Below are 18,233 nucleotides of genomic sequence, written 5' to 3'. Positions count from 1 at the left end.
GATTATATAATTAAGCCCGTTCCAACGGGTCTTCCACCGGTTCAACAATGGTCGCCACAACAGCCAGACAGATCAACGACCCAATGGCCAAAGACAAAAACACCGCATCCCAGTTGAACTTGTCCAGGATCATGCCCACAAACAGCGGGGCACCGGCACCGCCAAGCTGACCACCGGTATTGACAATACCGAATGCAACCGGATAGGTTTCTTTATTAGTACGGCCCATCGGATACACCATAAATGCCGAATAGCCGAGAGCCAGCAAAACACCGGTAACAAACAGCAGGAAGGCCAGGGCATAAGGCTCAGCCGGCGCATTAATCAGCGAGTACATCATGATTGTTGTCGACAGGGCGGTAACCATCATCAGCGGTTTACGGCGCTTGTTTAATATGTTGTCCGATACCCAGCCGCCAAGGAAATTGCCGACAACCGTCCCGGCAAAAGGCGCGGCCGAAACAAATGCGGTTTTCATAATTGCAAACTGCTTGACCGTTACGAGATAAGTCGGCAGCCAGGACATCAGTACACTGACAATCCCCACCATAAAGAAATAACCGCAAGCTGCCCCAAAGATATCCCAGGACCGGAAAACCTGGGCCGAACTGGCAAGTGGTTCAATCTTTTTGGCCCGGACAATCTTGTCCAGCCACCAGAGCTTATACTCCCGCCTGTCGCCTGTGCTTTGCTTCACAGCCTCAGCGGCGGTCTCATTGGCGATATACTGCGCCTCAGCCTCCGAAACAAACCGGCTTTCGGCTGGCTTGTCAGCAACCAGAAAGAACCAGGCAATCGCCAGCAGCATTCCCGGGATCATAAAGAAGTAGAAAATCTCCCGCCAGCCCCAGACCGAGATAATCCAGGCACACAGCGGCGGCACGATCAGGGGCCCGAGCTTGGAGCCGGCCAGAAAAATACCGGAAGCCGTGCCCTTCTCTTTAGCCGGGAACCAACTGTTGATTGTGGCCGTACAAGCTATGGCCACAGGCGCTTCGGCAATGCCGACCCCCACCCGCAGGGCCTTGAGTCCCAGTACGGAGCTGGCCGTGCCAATCATGCCGGTAAACAAGGATGTCATCAGCATGCCCAGGGTAAACATCTTCCTGGCGCCAAACTTCTTGACAAGAAACCCGGACGGAATTTGCAATGCCGCGTACCCAATAAAAAACAAACTGATGATGGCTCCGGCTTCCGTATTCGACATTGCAAACTCTTTCCGGAGATAAGGCAGTGCAAAGCCAATATTCGCCCGGTCGGCATTAGCCACCGTATAGAGAATGAAAAGCAACCCTAAAACAAACCAACGATATTTACTTGTCTTACCACTCATGCAAAATCCCTCCATATTGATAATTAGCTACCCTATAGACAGCGTCTGGTGAGTATGTGGTGTTTTTAGACTGGCCAATAATGCCTCCCTCCATCACAAACTGTTCCCGGTTCACGCCCAAGACTAATCGCAAGAATTGTGCCAATCATCTAACTTCCATATATAGGCCGATTTTCACGGGCCTGCGGGCGGCAATCAGGCTTATTTCCGAGCCTCCGGCTTCCGTTTCAGGCTCGCCGGTGAACCTCTCCGGTCAAAAGCTCTACTGCCGCTCCTGGTTAAGCAGCCGCTCCAGCCGCGTAACATCCGGAGGCCGATGCTCATATGTGAGCCTGAATTTCGTTAGCCCAGGCTCATATATGAGCCAAAACCCGCCATAACCGCGTTCAGGACAAAAAAAAACTGCAAGTTTTCCGCTTGCATTTCCGTGCAGCCTTAGCTTTTATTCCCACCTCCCCAACGGCCAAAAACGCTAATATTCTGTTATTTTTTGCCGATAGCTCCGACCGTTTCCCCCGCCTCCGGGCCTGGCGGCCATTGCCATGCGGCTTATTCCCTGCATATTGGCATTAAAATTGCATTTAAATATTTAATAATTAGAATATTACATTACCTGGAGGAAATAATGGAGACCAACACTAACGAAGATATCCTGGCCGCAGTATTGAACACCTACCCGCTTTTTCTCAAGACTCTCCCCTATAATATCGGTATAACCATTACAGACCGGGAAAAATACCTGGCATTTGTGCCGCCGGAAAACCTTAATCTGCAGATTCCGGTAGGCCAGCCAATCAGGGAAGGCAGCTTAGTTGACAGAGCCATGAAGGAACAGCGGAAAATCTTTAGGAAAGTGGATAAATCGGCCCGCGGCCTGCCTTATATTGGCTGCGCGAACCCGATTATCAACAGCGGCGGCGAGGTGGTAGGCGCCTATGCCATCTCCCTGCCTGTCGATAAATATGAAAAAACCCGGGAAATGTCCACCGAACTCAACAGGCAGATGCACTGTATCGCCGCAACCTGCGAAAAAGTGGCTGCCCAGGCTGAAGAAATTGCCGCCGTCATGAAAACACTACTGCAAATAGTCCAGGGGTCACAGGCATATGCTAAAAGCACGGAAGATTTGTTATTCTCCCTGAAGGAAATTGTCAGCCAGACCAGCCTGTTGGGGCTGAATGCCAGCATTGAGGCCGCAAGAGCGGGAAAATTCGGGCAAGGTTTTCATGTCGTGGCCACCGAAATGAGAAAACTTGCCAGTCAGGGAGAGGTTTCGGTAAAAAGCGGCGTCAACACCGTTGGCAGGATTCAGTCCAACAGCACCAGGATTACAGACGAGGTGCATACCGCCGACCAGGCGGTAAATATGATTGCCAGCGCCATGACGGACCTGTCCGCCGTGACCCAGCAGGTCTGCGCGCTGGCCAATGATTTGGATCTTGCCGCCAAAGAACTGAACGAACTCTAGTATAATGCAAGAATATTGATATCACTGCCTAAGCAGCTATTCGATTTTTTACAGCCACAGCCCATAACGCAGCGCTGTTTACTCACTATTTATGAAAGGCGGGGTATTGTGAATCGTATTGTTTTTGTTTCTCCTTACCGGGATTTATCGATTCTGGCCCAATCCGTCGCCGCCAGCATCGATGTAGAGGTGGAATTTTATGAAGGCTGGCTGGAGGAGGCCGCCGAAATCCTCCGGAAACTGGAGGGCCCCCCGGTTGATGTAATCATCAGCCGGGGCGGAACGGCCAAGTATTTGGCCAATGCCTTCACGATCCCGGTTGTCCGGGTTAATACCAGTCCCTATGATATTCTGGAGGGGTTAGACGAGGCCAGGCAGATTAACAAAAACATTGCCATAACCACCTTTGACACCCCGCTGCTGGGACTGGACCTCATGGAAAAAGTCCTTGGCATTGCTATTACCGAGCTTTTATTTCACAGCCTGGAAGAGCTGGAGGAAAAAGTGCGGTCCCTGGCCCATTCAGGCGAATATTGCGTTGTCGGCGGGGGGCCGGCTGTGCAGTATGCCAAAAAATACGGGCTGGCTAATGTTTTTCTGCGGACAAACCGGGCCACCCTGCACTCCGCTTTCCTGGATGCCGACAAACTGGCCACCCTGCGCAAGGAGGAATCGCGCAAGTCCCGCCGCCTGGAAGCCATACTTGACGCCACGTATGACGGGATCATCGCCGTTGATGCCACCGGAGCGGTGGAGATCTTTAACCAGGCGGCGGAAAAAGCGCTGGAACTGGATGCAGCCAGCGTTATCGGCAAAAACATCGCCGATGTTGTCCCCAACTCCCGCCTGGATCTCATCCTCCGCACAGGTCAGGCCGAAATCGGCGAGCTGCAGGATACGGGCCACGCCCGGATCTTCACCAACAGGGTGCCGGTCAAATGCGGCCCGGAAATTGTGGGGGCCGTGGCCACCTTCCAGGAATCGTCCAAGGTGGTGCAGGCCGAGAACAAGATCCGCAAAGAGTTAACAGGCAACAGCCAGTTCAGGGCCAAAGCCACCTTTGCCGATATCATCGGCGTATCCAAAATTCTGGCCGTCAAGAAAAAAGTAGCGGCGAACTTTGCCCAGTCGGACCTGACAATCCTGCTGTACGGCGCTTCCGGCACCGGCAAAGAACTGTTTGCCCAGAGTATCCATAATGCCAGCGAACGCTATGCCCATCCCTTTGTGGCCGTTAACTGCGGCGCCCTCCCTCCCACCCTGCTGGAAAGCGAGCTGTTCGGTTACGAAGAGGGCGCTTTTACCGGCGCCCGCCGCAAAGGCAAATACGGCTTGTTTGAACTGGCCCACTGCGGCACAATCTTTCTCGATGAGATTGACGCCCTGCCCCTGGAGGTGCAGGGACGATTTCTGCGCGTGCTGCAGGAGCGGGAGGTCCTCAGAATAGGCGGCGAATCCATTATTCCTGTAGATATCCGGGTTATCGCCGCCTCCAACAAAAGCCCGGAAGACTTGTTGAATAAAAATATGATCAGAGAGGACCTGTTTTACCGGCTCAATGTACTGTGGCTGGAAATTCCGACCCTGGCGGAGCGGCGGGAGGACATCAAGCCGCTGTGTGAACACTTTCTTCCTCCCGGCAAGAAACAGCAGCTGTTGCCGATTATCACTAAAACACTGCCTTACCTGGAAAAATACAGCTGGCCCGGCAATGTCCGCGAACTGCAAAACATTGTCCAGCGGTTTGCCTTCTTTGTCGACTCCTTTGAGCAGGAGCAGGATATCGAAAGCTATCTGCAATTGGTGGCTCCCAATATTTTAAGCGCGCTGACACCCCCGCCGGTTGACGACAGCCATCAGATTCGCCCGCAGGTAAAGGATCTGGAGCATGAACTGATCCTCAGGGCGGTTGCCGAGCACGACACGCTGGAAAAAGCAGCGGCCTACCTTGGTATCGGCAGGTCAACACTGACCCGCAAGCTAAAAATGATCCGGGAAAAGCAGCTGACAAATTAAGAAATGAAGGTGGCCCCGCTGGTTATTCTGGACATCCTCAATCAGGTGATTCTCCCGGTGATTGTGCTGGTCGGGCTGGGAATCATCCTGCACCGGACTTTCCACTTCGAGATGAAGACGTTTTCCAAGCTCCTCTTTTATTATTACATTCCGGCCCTGGCCTTTGTGAAAATCTACGAGGCCAAAACATCGGCAACCCTGTTGCTGCTGGTATTCGGCTTCCTGGTCATGCAGTTTATTATCCTGTATGCACTTGCCCGGGCCATTGCCGGCAGCCGCAGGCTGACCGGCCCCATGACGGCCAGCTTTACCAACAGCATTGTCCTCTCCAACAACGGCAATATCGGCATCCCGGTGAATGACCTGGTGTTTCATCATAATCCGCTGGCTATGTCGGTGCAAATGGTAGTGGTGCTCTTTGAAATTTTCGTTACCTTTACCTTTGGCATTCTGAACACCAGCGCCAGCAGCAGCGGTTTAAAAGAAACAACCGTCCGGTTTCTAAAAACACCTGTATTCCTCTGTTTTGCCGCCGGCCTGGGTTTCAACCTGTTTCACCTGCAGCTGCCGGGCTTTATCTGGACACCGGTAAATACCATTGCCAACGGCATGCTGTCGGTGGCCCTGGTCTCGATTGGCGCCCAGATTGCCCGCATAAGCCTGCATCAGAATACAGCAACCGTAATAATCAGCAGCTTCATCCGGCTGATTATTGCCCCGGTTATTGGCTTTTTCCTGATCAGCCAGCTCCAGCTGCAGGGGATCATTGCCCAGGCATTATGGCTTGCCAGTGCCATGCCAACCTCCCGCAACAGTGCCGCCCTGGCCCTGGAATATAACAATGAACCCGAATTTGCCGCCCAGGTTGTCCTCGTGACCACCTTGTTAAGCAGCCTTACCTTAACCCTGGCCGTCTATTCGGCGCCACTGCTGTTCCCTTAACCGTAAGAAAAGGCTTGTGCCAAGTCCTTTGGGACGATACCCTTTAGGATATCTTCGTTCTTATGGCCACAGAATGCCTTTATAAATTCCGGTAGACCAAAGCAAAAGCAGCCGGCTCCCGGCTGCTTTTTTAATAACCCTCTTTATAGGCCGTTACTTTGTTCCTGATCTCCTTGCTGACATACAGGGCTTTGTCGGCCCGTTCCAGCAACGCCCCGAGCGAACCGGCATTATCAGGATAAACGGCGGTGCCAATGCTGACCGTATAACCATGGCAGGACTCTTCACACCGCCGCCGGATCTCCTCAGCCATCGCGGCAATCCGGTCATAGGAACAATTCCGCACAATCACCGCAAATTCATCCCCGCCGAACCGGAATACTGCCCGCCCGCCCACGACCGACGCAATAATTGCCGCAAATTCTTTCAGTACCTCATCGCCGGCCAAATGCCCCTGCGTATCGTTTGTCAGCTTAAAATTATCAATATCGAGAATCATAATGCCGATGCTTTCCAGCGAACCGGCCTGAATCTCACTCTCGATAGTGCCCTGAATTTTATCAAAAGACCGGCGGTTATACACCTTGGTCAGCTCATCTACATCGGCCGCGCCTTCCAGGGCGGCATGCACCTCTTCCAGCTTTTCAATTGTATCATTGTAGACCTGGATCATCTCGCTAAATTCAGTTGCATAGCCGTAAGGGGCAATCTTCTTGTATTTTCCTTTCCGGACAGCGCTGAAGGCCTCCACCAGTTTATCCAGCGGCTTCGTATACCGGCGCACCGTGTAGCTGCCGATGGCGATAATGACAAGAATCACTAACGACGAAACCGCCAGGATTTCGTAAATGATCTTATTGCGCAGCATTGTCATCTCTGCCGACGGTGTATTCACAATCACCGTCCAGTCCAGCCCGGGCACCCTGCTGTAGCCAAGATAATAATCTGCGCCTGATTCGTACTGCATGATGGACGAGCCGGTTACGCCCTGCAACTGCACAAAATCCCGGCCCTGCTCGCCGATGCGGTTCCTGTCGTTATGATAAACAATAGTTCCCTGCCTGTCTAAAATAGCAATAAACCCGCCCCGGCCGAATGATTTATCATCAAACATGGACGCCAAGGTATCGCCATGGAGCCGGACAATACCAAACACCACGCCGGTAATGCCGCCGTTCTCAATGATCGGCGTCGCAATGGAGATCACTTTCCGGCCGCTCTGGGCGGCAAAGACGCCGCTGATATAGGTTTCGCCCCGGATAGCCTGCTGAAAGTAATCCCGCTGGGACACATCCCAGCCGGTGCGGTCTCCGTCCACCCCGCTGGCCAGCAAAACACGGCCCTGCTTATCGATAATAAAGATCAAATCCAATTCCGGGATAAAGGAATTAATATCATCAAGCAGCAGCTGATTATTTCTGATTTGCTTGCTGGCGGCAACCGCCTTCAGCGAGGTCTCTATCTTGTTAAAATAGGCAATAAGCTGTTCGCCGACATTAAATGCCGCTTTTTCATTTGTCGCCAGGAACAAAGAATTGGTAGTAGCGATAAACGAACGCTCAAAAATACCAAACTGAATAAAGCTGCTGGCGATGATCAATATACTAAATAATAGTGTAAACTTATGTAAAAAACGCATTGCACGACTCCACTTCCGGAAATTTAGTTTTGTATCGGCCTCATAAAAATGGTAGTTGCAGACAGCGTATCCTATGTATATATCATTGCTTATTATAACAAATTATGCCTTGCACTGAAAATAAAATTACCGATTGTTATTATTATGTTTTGATTTGCCTGCCATTACTATTCTTAGGAAAAAACAATACGCCGGCAGAGAAAAAAATAAAGACCCGATTTTCTATAATCAGGTCTTTTGCTCAACCGCCGGCAGCAGGCGCCGCACCGTGTCTATAGCTCAAAATTGCCGCTGGCTTCAGGCTGGAATAATATTTCCTTTACCTGCAGGCGAATCAGGCCGCCGGGAACCTCCCAGTTGACCACATCCCCGGTCCGGTAGCCTAACATCGCCGTCCCGACCGGCGCTAATACGGAGATTTTATTTTCGGCCAGATCGGCTTCCTCCGGATAAACCAGCGTCCAGGTCATCTGTTCGTCACTGTCCAGATCCTGCAGGACAGCCTGCGAGCGCATGGTAATCACATCACCGGGGATTTCCTCAGGCTCCACAACAACAGCCTGCTTCAGTTCACGCACCAGGTTCTGCAGATACTCTTTGTCTCCCACATGAAATTCTTTCTCCAAACCAATCATTTTCAGCAATTTTTCTTTATCCGCACTGGTAATAAAAATAATTTTTGACACCGGATCAGCCCTTTCCTTATTTTTTTGCGCATTCAGCCGCTGGAGATATAAAAGATAGAACGACTACCTGTAATAAGATAGTCGTCACCGTATCCAAACAATGCTGCATAGCCCTGGCATCAGATAACTATATATAGCTGGGAACAACCCAATTATATTTATTATAAGATATTTGTCCGCATAAGTAAAGCTGCAGGCCGGCATGAGCAACCATGCCGGCCGGCTTTACGGTTTAATTCGGCTACTCCCCAGGGCCGCCGGCGGTGAGATAATCCCAGGCCAGCTGGGCCAATGCCGCCGCCCCGTAGGGAAGCGCCGCCTCATCTCACTTCCGCCTGTCCAGCGATGGTGCCTGCGATCATTCCCGGCAAGCTGCTGTTTACTGTTAACGGTTTTTACGCCAATATACAATAGGTATAAGTCACCGGCTATTTTGACCACACTATAGGCAGCGGCCGGCTGCTGAAGAATTACAGCCAGGCCTAAGGCGGCAGGCGGTGCCGCCCCTTGGCCGGCTTGCTTGCTGCTTATTCTATGATATCATCAAACGACCGGGATCTGTACTCTTTATTTTCGCAAGACAATATAAGAAAGTTTAAAATTATTTCAAAATTATTGCAATAACAGGCAGGAACTTGAAAACTGATGCAGAATACAACTTGTATAGACGTATACGCGAATAAACAAGATTCTTTATGGAGTAAAAAAGGAGGGAATGTATGGAACGTCAACAAGAGTACAGTCAATATCGTTGGGTCATTATGATGCTAATGTTTGCCAGCTTCGTCTTAACTTTCCTGGCCCGTTTCGCGTGGCCGCCGCTCATTCCGGTGGTTGTTCCGGTGTTAAATATGAATATGTCGCAGGCCGGGGCCTACATGATGGCATTTTATATTGGCTATGTAATTACGCAAATACCCGCCGGTATGCTTGCCGACCGCTTTGGAGTACGTACGATTCTCGGTGTCAGTTTAGTGATTGAAGGGATTTCAACCTGGGCCATGGGCTCAATCACCTCTTTTGATATGGGCTTCGTGTTACGGGTTGTGACCGGCCTGGGGGCAGGCGCCATTATGGCCTGCTGCGCACGGGCGCTAATGGAGTGGTTTCCGGCGCATGAAAGAGGTACGGCCTTTGGCTTGCTGTTAGCGGCGCCGTCAGGCGGGTTACTGCTGGCAAACTATATCGTACCGACGCTCAATGCCATTTTTTCCTGGCAGGGAGCTTTTCAGGGCATCGGCATTGCCACCGCTCTCCTGGGGGTATTAATTTACCTGCTGGTCAAGACTTCGGATGAACCCAAAGGCGAGAAGTCGTTTTTCGGCGGCTTTAAAGTCTTTTTTGCCAACAGAAATATCGTCCTGGTAGCTGTTGCCGGTTTCTGTCTGATGTGGATGGAATTAGGGGTGGCCACCTGGGCGAATGTGTATATTAAAAACCTTGGCTTTACTGTTAAAGAAGCCGGCATGGTTCTCATCTGGTACAGTGTCGGCGGTGTAATTGCGCCGGTCATCTCAGGCTGGGTATCGGACCGGCTGGGCAATCGTAAAAATCTTGTCATTGCGGCCTATCTCATCAGTGCCCCTTTAACTGTCTATTTCGGTTCGCAAACCACCTTATCCATGCTGAATATGGCCGGTTTCGTTTACGGCTTCTGCTCCTATTTCGCCAATCCGCATTTAAGCCTTATGGTTTCGGAGTTTGCCGGCAAAGAGTGGGCCGCCACGGCCAACGGCATAACAAACTTTATCTTCCAGCTGGCCTCCATGATTGGACCTTTGGTACTTGGCGGCGTCATCGACTTAACCGGCAACTTCAGTACCGTCTGGTATATGATGGCGGCTGGTCCGATAGTCGGCATCCTGGCCCTCCTGCCCTTGCGGCCGCCGGTAAACCAGGCATAGACAACCGATAACAGCGCCGGTAAAAATTTACACAGAAAGAGTGATATATATGAGCAACGATGTAAAAGAACTTTATGAAGAACGCCTTGGCCGCTATCAAAACGCGATTGCCTTACAGCCGGTTGACCGGATTCCCATTGCCATCGGCAGTAATAATTTTGCCGAATCCTATACGGCCAGCCTGCAGGAAGTCATCTATGATCCACAAAAATGGCTGCAGAGCGAGCTGGACTTCGTCCGGGATTTTCCCGAATTTGACGCTTTGCGGAATAATCGTTTCTGGGCCCCCATGTATGATGCGCTAGGGGTCAGAACCTACAAGTTCCCCGGCCGCGACCTGGCTCCCCATGTTGCTACCCAGTTTGTAGAGGCTGAATATATGCAGGCCGACGAATATGATGCCTTAATTGCCAATCCGGGCCAGTTCATGCTGGAAAAATTTTTGCCGCGGGTCTTTAGTGAAATGGACAAAGACCCGGCCCGCTCCCATTTCGCTTTCCTCAAAGCCGGTTTAGCCCAGGGCATGTATGCCGAGATCATGCGCAACAGAAGCATTCAGCTGCAAAACCAGTGCGGCATGCCGCAGCCGATAACCGGGGCATTTCTCGCTCCCTTTGACGCGATCGGTGATGTGCTGCGCGGTTTGACCGGAGTGCTGCGGGATATCCGCCGCTGCCCGGACAAAGTACTGGAAGCGTGCGATATTCTGGCCCCCATTATGGCCCGGTTCGCGCTGTCGACGGCAGATCCGCTGCGCCGCTACCCAATCTTTGTGCCGACCCATAAGCCTACCTTCATGTCGCCGAAACAATTTGACACCTTCTACTGGCCATCATTTAAGAAAACCATGGAAATGATTATCGCTGCCGGCTATAAAATCAGAATGTACATGGAAGGCGACTGGGGCAAACACTGGCATCATGTGTTAGAGCTGCCGAAAGGTACGATCCTCTGCGATATTGATGACCAGGGGGATATCTTTAAGGCCAAAGAAGACATCGGTCATCACATGTGTATTGCCGGCGGCATCCTCAGCCGGATGTTCATTCTGGGAACACCGGAAGAAATCGATGCCCGGGTCAAGCTCCTCTGCGAAAAACTGGGCCCAGGCGGCGGCTACATCATGGGCGGCGGCTGCTATCTGCCAGGAAACTCCAAACCGGAAAACGTCCGGGCCATGGTGGATGCAGTAATGAAATACGGCTGGTATGATAAGAGCATTAAACCCCGTCCGCTGCCGCCCCTGCCTGTCAGCAGCCAGATACCCGGCTTAGGCAACCAGCAGGTCCTTACTCCCTGGGCGGTTAAAAATGCTGAGATGGGCGGCGTTCTTGGCGATGAGGAACTCATCCGGAAACCCTGGGAAACCATCGAAGGCATGGCCTTCAACTGGTTATGGTCCTGGTCAATGTAAGTATATACCACAACAAACAACCCCCCTGCTGCCCTGTCACGGCAGCAGGGGGTTCCCTTTTTTCGGTCAATCTGGAAATTATTGATTGACGGTCAGGGTGGAAATGAACTATAATCTGCTTAATTTATAATGCATAAGGGGTGAATGCTCATGACCAAAATTCCGGAGCGCATAAAACTGGCCAATTTACCTACCCCCATTGATAAACTGGCGAGATTATCCGCACAACTGGGCGGTCCCACCATCTATGTGAAACGGGATGACCAAACCGGCAGTGAACTTGCCGGCAACAAGGTCAGAAAGCTGGAGTACGTTATCCATGAAGCGCTGCAGCAGGAGGCAGACACCCTGATTACCTGCGGCGGCATTCAGTCCAACCATTGCCGGGCCACCGCCGCCGCCGCTGCCAGGCTCGGCTTACAGGCCATACTGGTATTACGGGGCAGCCCCGCTGCCGACGTTGCCGGCAATCTGCTGCTGGACCGGCTGCTGGGAGCCGACATCCGGTGGGTAACCGAGGCTGAATACCGGGACTGCCGGCAAAACATTATGGACAATATCAAAGTTGAGCTAAGCCGGCAAGGACATAACGCCTATGTCATCCCCGAGGGGGCGTCAAGCGGTCTGGGGGCCTTCGGCTATTATTCCGCTCTGGCGGAAATCATCCGGCAGGAACAGGAACAACAGGTAACCTTTGACGCTATAGCAGTAGCCGTCGGCTCAGGCGGAACCTATGCCGGCCTTTTGCTGGCCAGGGAACTGCTGCAAACAGAGCATAAGATCATCGGGTTCAATGTCTGCAATGATGCCGCCTATTTCCGGGACGCAGTAGAGCAAATACTGCAGGCCAGCAGCGCTTATCTGGCGGCGCCGGTCCCCTTCGACCCCGGAAACACTCATATTATCGACGGTTATGTCGGCCGCGGTTATGCCCTGGGACGGCCGGAGGAAAGACAGTTTATTCATGAATTGGCAAAACTGGAGGGAATCGTCCTGGATCCGGTCTATACAGGCAAGGCCTTCTACGGACTGGTGCAGGAAATAAAAAAAGGCCGGTTCCGGGAGTTGAATAACCTCCTGTTTATCCACACCGGCGGTTTATTTGGCCTGTTCCCGCAGGGGCACGAATTTGACCTCGGCTGATTCACGCCGGCTCGCGCCACTACCGGCAAACCAGGAAAACAGGCAAGACTATCTTTTTCATTTCAATCCATACTATCTTTTAAGATAGTATGGATTATTTTTACTCTACGGAAGGTAAAGGTGCGTACTTCAAAATATATCGACAAAAGGTTATAATAGTGCCAGCAGGAAACAAATTCCATGAAAAAGGAGCGAATTACCATGGGCAAACATATTCTTGTGCTTACCGGCAGTCCCAGACAAGGCGGCAACAGCGACATGCTGGCCGATGCTTTTATTAAAGGAGCCCAGGCCGGCGGGCACAGGGTAACCAAATTTGCCACGGCAGCGAAAAAGATTGGCGGCTGCCGGGCCTGCGAGGCCTGTTGGAGCAAAAGCACCGCCTGTGCGATTCAGGACGATTTTGCCGAACTGGAGCCGTTGCTGGCAAGCGCCGATACCCTTGTGCTGGCATCCCCCCTATACTGGTTTGGGGTATCGTCTCATTTGAAGGCGGCGATTGATAAGTTTTATGCCTATACCATGCCGGGCTGTAAGCGGCCGCTTAAGATTAAAGAAAGCCTGCTTTTAATCTGCGGCGCCGACGCGGGCCTTGGCATTTTTACCGGTGCCATCGAAACCTATAAGGGCATTGCTGATTATATGAAATGGCAGGATAAAGGCATACTGGCTGTCCCCGCCGTGTCCGCCAAAGGTGATATTGTTCATACCGGGGCCCTGAAGCAGGCGGAAAAGCTGGGGGCAGAGGTCTAACTACGGTCAGGGGTTTGACTCAACTCCCCCGCTTGGACTGCCTATATTGCCCACGCAGGGCCCCCGCCAGGGATTTATCTGTCCTGGCGGGGGCCCTGCTTATAAAACATACTTAGATTGGCTCTCCTGATTACCTTTATTACAGATAATTGGCTTGCGCGATTGCCAGAGAATAAAATGGCGGCTTGATCTTAAGGCTGAAAATATATTTTTTTAGTAAAATACATTTTTACGTTATGATTTTGGTAATAAATCGGGGCAAACTGCATGTTCCGCAGGGCCTTTAATGCGGACTCCTTAAAGCCCAGGTTGGGAACAGAATTTAATATTTCTACATTCTCCACATAGCCGTCCAGGCCCACTAAAATTTTCGCCTGTACACTGACAACACGACTGTAGCCAAGGGAACGGGCCTCTTCCGGATACTTGGCATCCGCATCGCGGATAATCGTATAGGCTATTCCCGCGGCCTGTAATGCCGTATAACTGCCATCGCCATTAGCCAAAAAATTGCCGTTGCCAAAAATCCCCTGGCCCGCGCCTTGCCCCTGGGATTGATTGGCTGTTCCCGCTTCGCTGCCGGTCCGCAGGCCTGCTGCCGCGGCTGAATTTGCGCCAGTGCCGGTTATTTCACCCGTGCCAGCATTTTTTTCTGCCGGCCGGACCGGCTCCGCTCCGTTGTCCGGCTGCCGGAAGCGTTCCCTGCTTTCTGTTTCCGGCCCGGGAACCGCTGCCGGTGCCAAAACACGCTTGCCTATGACCGGAGCAGCAACAGGCTGTGCCTGTTCCGCAACGTCGCCAGTGCCTGCCATGCTTTCCTCGCCGGAATGGATAAATTGGATATTAATTTCACCGGTATTGCTCATTTTCGGCGGAGAAAACTGAAAACCAAGCCAGGAGAGCAAGAGAATAACCAAACCGTGTATCCCTAATGAAAACAAAAAGGATTTCTTCCAGTGTCCACATTCCACCATAACATACCACCTACTTAATAGCAGTAACAATCGAAACTGTAATTGTCCCGTGCCAGTCTTACTCCCGCTTGCCTAATTAAAGGCATATTTCAGGCCGAGATAATAAGTGCGCTCAGAGCCTGGAACAATCGTGCCAAAAGAATCGCCCACATATTCATAGTACCGGCGGTTGGAAAGATTAGTTACGCCGCCATATAGTTCCATATCTGCGCGCACCTTATATTTCATATCCAGATCAACCAGCGAATGGGCCTGCATAACTCCGCCGTCGGCTTTGTCGGCGTCTTTAAGAAAATTGTTGTATTTCCCGAAATAGGTGTATTTAAGCCCTACTGCAAACTTATCGTCAAACGCATAATCGGCTTTCAGGATGCCCTTATGGCGGGGAACCTTTTTCAGGCCGCTTTTAGTCCAGTCAATAATGCTCCCGTTATTTTCTTCCAGGAAATTGCGTCCGAAATGGGTGTAATCACTTTGTCCATGCAAATAAGCATAGCCTTCCTGCACAGCCAGCTTGCCAAAGCTTTGGCGCAGGGAAAGTTCCAGGCCTTTCCGCTTGGTTTGCAGCATATTAAGCGTCTGCATCGTCAGCGACCCATTGGCATCAAACAGGTACAGGCGATTCATTTGATTGTCCGTGTTCGAATGAAACAGCGTCAGATTAACAGTGGATATGCCAAGCTTATCCCGCAAGCCAATTTCATAAAGATCAAAAATTTCATCTTTAGCCGAGGTGCCAACGTATTTTTTGCTGCCATTCACCCTGATTTCGTCCGTAATCTGGATTCCGTCCGGAGTGGTGTAGCCTCTCTCATACCGGGCATAAACCCGGCCCGTATCATTGTAATGGTAAGCCAGCGACAGCTCTTTCGCCGTATTCCAGCGCTCGGAGGTCCCTGCACCGTCGATGTTATTGCCAACCTTATCAAAATTCCAATCGATTTTTTCTCGCCGCAGCCCCTGCGTAAACGTATATTTACCCCTGGATATATTATTTAACAGATAAGCCGCGTTTGTTTTTTTATTATAATGAAAAGTTAAAGGAACTGCCCTGTATGTCTTCTGGGCCGAACTGACAAGCTTATAGTCGTTATAGCCAATCTCTGCCGTTTGTTCGTAAATATCCAACCCAATCAGCAGGTTGCCTTTTTCACTATAGGCATGGTCAAATTTTAGTCTTGCGCCTTTGGTGTCATGATCCATTCTTTTATCTTCATACTTGCTGTTCATGAAATCGCCGGTATTGTAAAAAAGATCGCTGCTGAATTTCCACGTACTGCTTAACTCCTTTTGATAGCCAAGGTTGTATGAATCCATTGACCTGTTGGCAAATAAATAGGGCCTCCTTGTAGTCGTTATTTTGTGTCCGTCCGCATCCAAGCCAATGGTAAATGTTTCATAATCAGGCACATAGTCTCTTCCTGCCTGCGCTACTTTGTAGGGCTGGATATTGGCAATATACTGACCTTCTTCCTCCAAACGGCTCATTCTAAACGTTATTCGCTGCCCCCTGCCGGCGTCATACTGAAGGCCGGCGGAGAAATACTCGCTGTCCTTATACGTATCTTTAAAATATAAATCCCGGTCCTGCTTGAAATAGCCAATTTCTGTCGTCAATTTATCATTGATTCTCTCGCCGTAATTGAAATTGAGGCGATAGCCATCTGTATTCCATTCTGACGAAATCGTCTTGTTCGGTTTATTCATGCTGCGCAGGTTTGTCGTGATATTGACAATGCCGCCGGCAGCGCCCGAGCCGTATAGAACCGAACCGCCGCCGGGAATGATTTCAATTTTTTCAATCTGCTCAATCGGAACAACATCATAATTTGTGCTTAGCGGATGACTGACAAAGGTGGTGATCGGCGCTCCATCCAGCAAAACCTGGATATTCCTTACCGACTGGTCTGAGCCCTGCCCGCGAATATCAATATCGCCCAAGCCCGTTGCCCCGACGGAAATGCTCGGCACATCTTTTAAAACATCGGAGACCCCCTTATAGCCTTTTTCCCGGATCTCTTCTTTTTTGATGACAATGATTTGTTTAGTATCCCTTAAACGCTCAATCTCCACGTAATCTGGATTTACATATAAATCCTGCAGTTCAATCGTTGTTTCTTCTGCATAGGCCGGCGCCACCGGCCCGCAAAGCCCCGTAACGATGGCTGCCGAAAGAACATAACCTACCATCTTCTTTTTCACAATATACCTCCTGACAGTTTTAAACTTTGTAATATCCCGGTTCGGTTAAACGGATGTTCTGACTTTAATTAATGCAAGAAGGAGGAAGTACGCTTAGCCAGCCCTGTTCGCAGGTGCTGGCACACTCCTTTAATTTATACAATTTTTTCCAAAATAAAAAAGCCCCCTCTCTAAAACTAGTTAGTGAAGGAGCTCCCGGCCCTCAATTATTATTCCTTAATTAATAATACATGAAATTGATAATCATTGTCAATTAAATGTTTAAAAAATTTTACCCCTATCTCTACTGAGGAAAAACATGAGCCGCCTTGTTCCGCGTATAGAGGTATAATACAGCCAGCAACAGCAAAGCCAGCAGCAGGGCCGCCACCGTCAGGGCCACAATGCCGTTCCAGCCATACTTGTCCAGGAACGTCCCGCCCCAGGCGCCGATAATGCTGGCGCCTGTATAATGGAAAAGCAAATACAAGGAGGAAGCGGCGGCCTTATCGCTGCCGGCACACTGTCCCACCCAGCTGCTGACAATAGAATAGCAGCCGAAAAAACCAAACGTGAACACAGCCACCCCGCCAATTTTCCAGGCCAGGCCAGTGCCTAATGAAATCAGGCCGCCTGTTGCCATAATGCAAACAGCCAGCAATAATACCCTGGCCCTGCCGCCAGTAAGGGCCAGACGCCCCAGCCAGGTTGAGCTGAAGGTGCCAACCAGATAGATGACAAAAATCAGACCCACAGCCGTATGACTCAAGTTGTAAGGCGGCGCCATCAGCGGGTAGCCAATATAATTGTAGACGGCAACAAAACTGCCCATTACCAAAAAACCAATCAAATTAAGCAGCAGCAGCGGCGGCTTGCTGACCGTATTCCCCATTACCCTGAGAATTGCCAGCACCGGTCTGGGCCGGGGGGAAAAATTGTGCGAATCGGGCAGTGTAAACCAGAACCACAGCCCGGCGGCCAAACTGATAAAGCCCAGAGTCAGCATGGCACTATGCCAGGAAAAAAAATCGGTCACCGCCCCGACAACCATCCTGCCGGTCAACCCGCCGACAGAATTGCCGCTGATATAAATACCCATCACCAGGCCGCTGGTGACAGGATCAAACTCCTCCCCAATATAAGCCATGGCGATGGCCGGAAAACCGGCCACCATCATTCCCTGTACGGCCCGCAGTACCAGCAGCCAGGTAAAATTGGGACTAAAACCGATAAAGACCTGCAGTACCGCAGTGGCCAGCAGGGAGCTGCCCATAATCACCTTGCGCCCTTTGGCATCAGAAAGCCAGGAGGCAACCAGCATAAAAACCGCCATAAAGCCGGTTGCCAGCGAAACAGACAGACTGGCGGCCGCCGGACTGACCTGAAACTGCTCGGAAAACAGCGGAATGAGCGGCTGCGTACTGTAAAGGCAGGCAAACGTCACAAAGCTGCCGAAAAAAAGGGCGGAAATGGTGTGCCAGGAAATTCGTTTTTTGTCTTGAATGAACTGCATAGTATCGCTCTCCCCAACAGTAACTGAACTTCTGCTCTTATAATAACCGCTCCGCTGCCATCTGTCCAATGCATCATTTTAATAAAATCAATGCATTTTAGATCATAATAACTCGGACGTATGCTGACTGACGACAACGATGGGCTGCGGAAAATAGACCGGCAGTATTCACGGGATTAGGGCTGGCATGGTACCGGCGGCAGTTAGTTGACGCTGCCGGGGAAGCGGGTTATGATAATCCATATATACCCAACAGCCTGTTGACAA

The 18,233-nt window shown here is 50.9% G+C and carries 13 protein-coding genes; 7 read left to right on the top strand and 6 right to left on the bottom strand.

Going from position 1 to position 18,233, the window contains the following annotated elements; genetic code table 11:
• Window positions 1-10 precede the first annotated feature (10 nt).
• A complete protein-coding gene (locus ACZ481_RS03180) occupies window positions 11-1,333 on the bottom strand; it encodes an MFS transporter (protein WP_464768735.1) in 1,323 nt (440 codons plus the stop codon).
• A gap of 625 nt (window positions 1,334-1,958) precedes the next feature.
• On the opposite strand from ACZ481_RS03180, the gene ACZ481_RS03175 reads away from it, so the two are divergent.
• The 3 genes from ACZ481_RS03175 to ACZ481_RS03165 all read left to right on the top strand — a co-directional run bounded on the left by ACZ481_RS03175 (window position 1,959) and on the right by ACZ481_RS03165 (window position 5,759).
• Complete coding sequence (locus ACZ481_RS03175; RefSeq protein ID WP_464768734.1) at window positions 1,959-2,801, top strand: methyl-accepting chemotaxis protein; 843 nt, start codon at window positions 1,959-1,961, stop codon at window positions 2,799-2,801.
• Window positions 2,802-2,909: 108 nt separating this feature from the next.
• Window positions 2,910-4,817: a sigma 54-interacting transcriptional regulator gene (locus tag ACZ481_RS03170; RefSeq protein WP_464768733.1), complete on the top strand. Its 1,908-nt coding sequence runs from the start codon at window positions 2,910-2,912 to the stop codon at window positions 4,815-4,817.
• A 3-nt stretch (window positions 4,818-4,820) separates the two neighbouring features.
• Window positions 4,821-5,759, top strand: coding sequence for an AEC family transporter (locus ACZ481_RS03165; protein WP_464768732.1), 939 nt, complete (start codon window positions 4,821-4,823; stop codon window positions 5,757-5,759).
• Between the two features lie 130 nt (window positions 5,760-5,889).
• Here ACZ481_RS03165 and ACZ481_RS03160 read toward each other — a convergent pair whose 3' ends face one another.
• Window positions 5,890-7,398, bottom strand: a complete 1,509-nt coding sequence (locus tag ACZ481_RS03160; RefSeq protein WP_464768731.1) for a sensor domain-containing diguanylate cyclase — start codon at window positions 7,396-7,398, stop codon at window positions 5,890-5,892.
• A gap of 272 nt (window positions 7,399-7,670) precedes the next feature.
• Window positions 7,671-8,084, bottom strand: coding sequence for a nucleoside diphosphate kinase regulator (gene rnk, locus ACZ481_RS03155; RefSeq protein WP_464768730.1), 414 nt, complete (start codon window positions 8,082-8,084; stop codon window positions 7,671-7,673).
• Window positions 8,085-8,803: 719 nt separating this feature from the next.
• On the opposite strand from rnk, the gene ACZ481_RS03150 reads away from it, so the two are divergent.
• The 4 genes from ACZ481_RS03150 (at window position 8,804) to ACZ481_RS03135 (ending at window position 13,298) form a co-directional block, all read left to right on the top strand.
• Window positions 8,804-9,988, top strand: a complete 1,185-nt coding sequence (locus tag ACZ481_RS03150; RefSeq protein WP_464768729.1) for an MFS transporter — start codon at window positions 8,804-8,806, stop codon at window positions 9,986-9,988.
• Window positions 9,989-10,037: 49 nt separating this feature from the next.
• Entirely contained in the window at window positions 10,038-11,402 is a 1,365-nt protein-coding gene (locus ACZ481_RS03145) for a uroporphyrinogen decarboxylase family protein (protein WP_464768728.1), read from the top strand.
• Window positions 11,403-11,552: 150 nt separating this feature from the next.
• On the top strand, window positions 11,553-12,545 hold the full coding sequence (locus ACZ481_RS03140; RefSeq protein WP_464768727.1) for a D-cysteine desulfhydrase family protein: 993 nt from the start codon (window positions 11,553-11,555) through the stop codon (window positions 12,543-12,545).
• Window positions 12,546-12,725: 180 nt separating this feature from the next.
• Window positions 12,726-13,298 carry a flavodoxin family protein gene (locus ACZ481_RS03135; RefSeq protein ID WP_464768726.1) on the top strand — a complete coding sequence of 191 codons (573 nt, stop codon included), beginning with the start codon at window positions 12,726-12,728 and terminating at the stop codon, window positions 13,296-13,298.
• 191 nt (window positions 13,299-13,489) lie between these two features.
• Here ACZ481_RS03135 and ACZ481_RS03130 read toward each other — a convergent pair whose 3' ends face one another.
• From ACZ481_RS03130 to ACZ481_RS03120, 3 genes are all read right to left on the bottom strand, one after another.
• Window positions 13,490-14,272 (bottom strand): TonB family protein, encoded by a 783-nt coding sequence (locus ACZ481_RS03130; RefSeq protein WP_464768725.1) that lies wholly within the window; start codon window positions 14,270-14,272, stop codon window positions 13,490-13,492.
• A gap of 72 nt (window positions 14,273-14,344) precedes the next feature.
• On the bottom strand, window positions 14,345-16,474 hold the full coding sequence (locus ACZ481_RS03125; RefSeq protein ID WP_464768724.1) for a TonB-dependent receptor: 2,130 nt from the start codon (window positions 16,472-16,474) through the stop codon (window positions 14,345-14,347).
• Between the two features lie 283 nt (window positions 16,475-16,757).
• Window positions 16,758-17,966, bottom strand: a complete 1,209-nt coding sequence (locus ACZ481_RS03120) for an MFS transporter (RefSeq protein WP_464768723.1) — start codon at window positions 17,964-17,966, stop codon at window positions 16,758-16,760.
• Window positions 17,967-18,233 lie beyond the last annotated feature (267 nt).

Source organism: Sporomusa intestinalis, from assembly GCF_055383785.1.
Note: the sequence above shows the minus strand (reverse complement) of the source record. Positions and strands in the feature narration are given on the sequence as shown.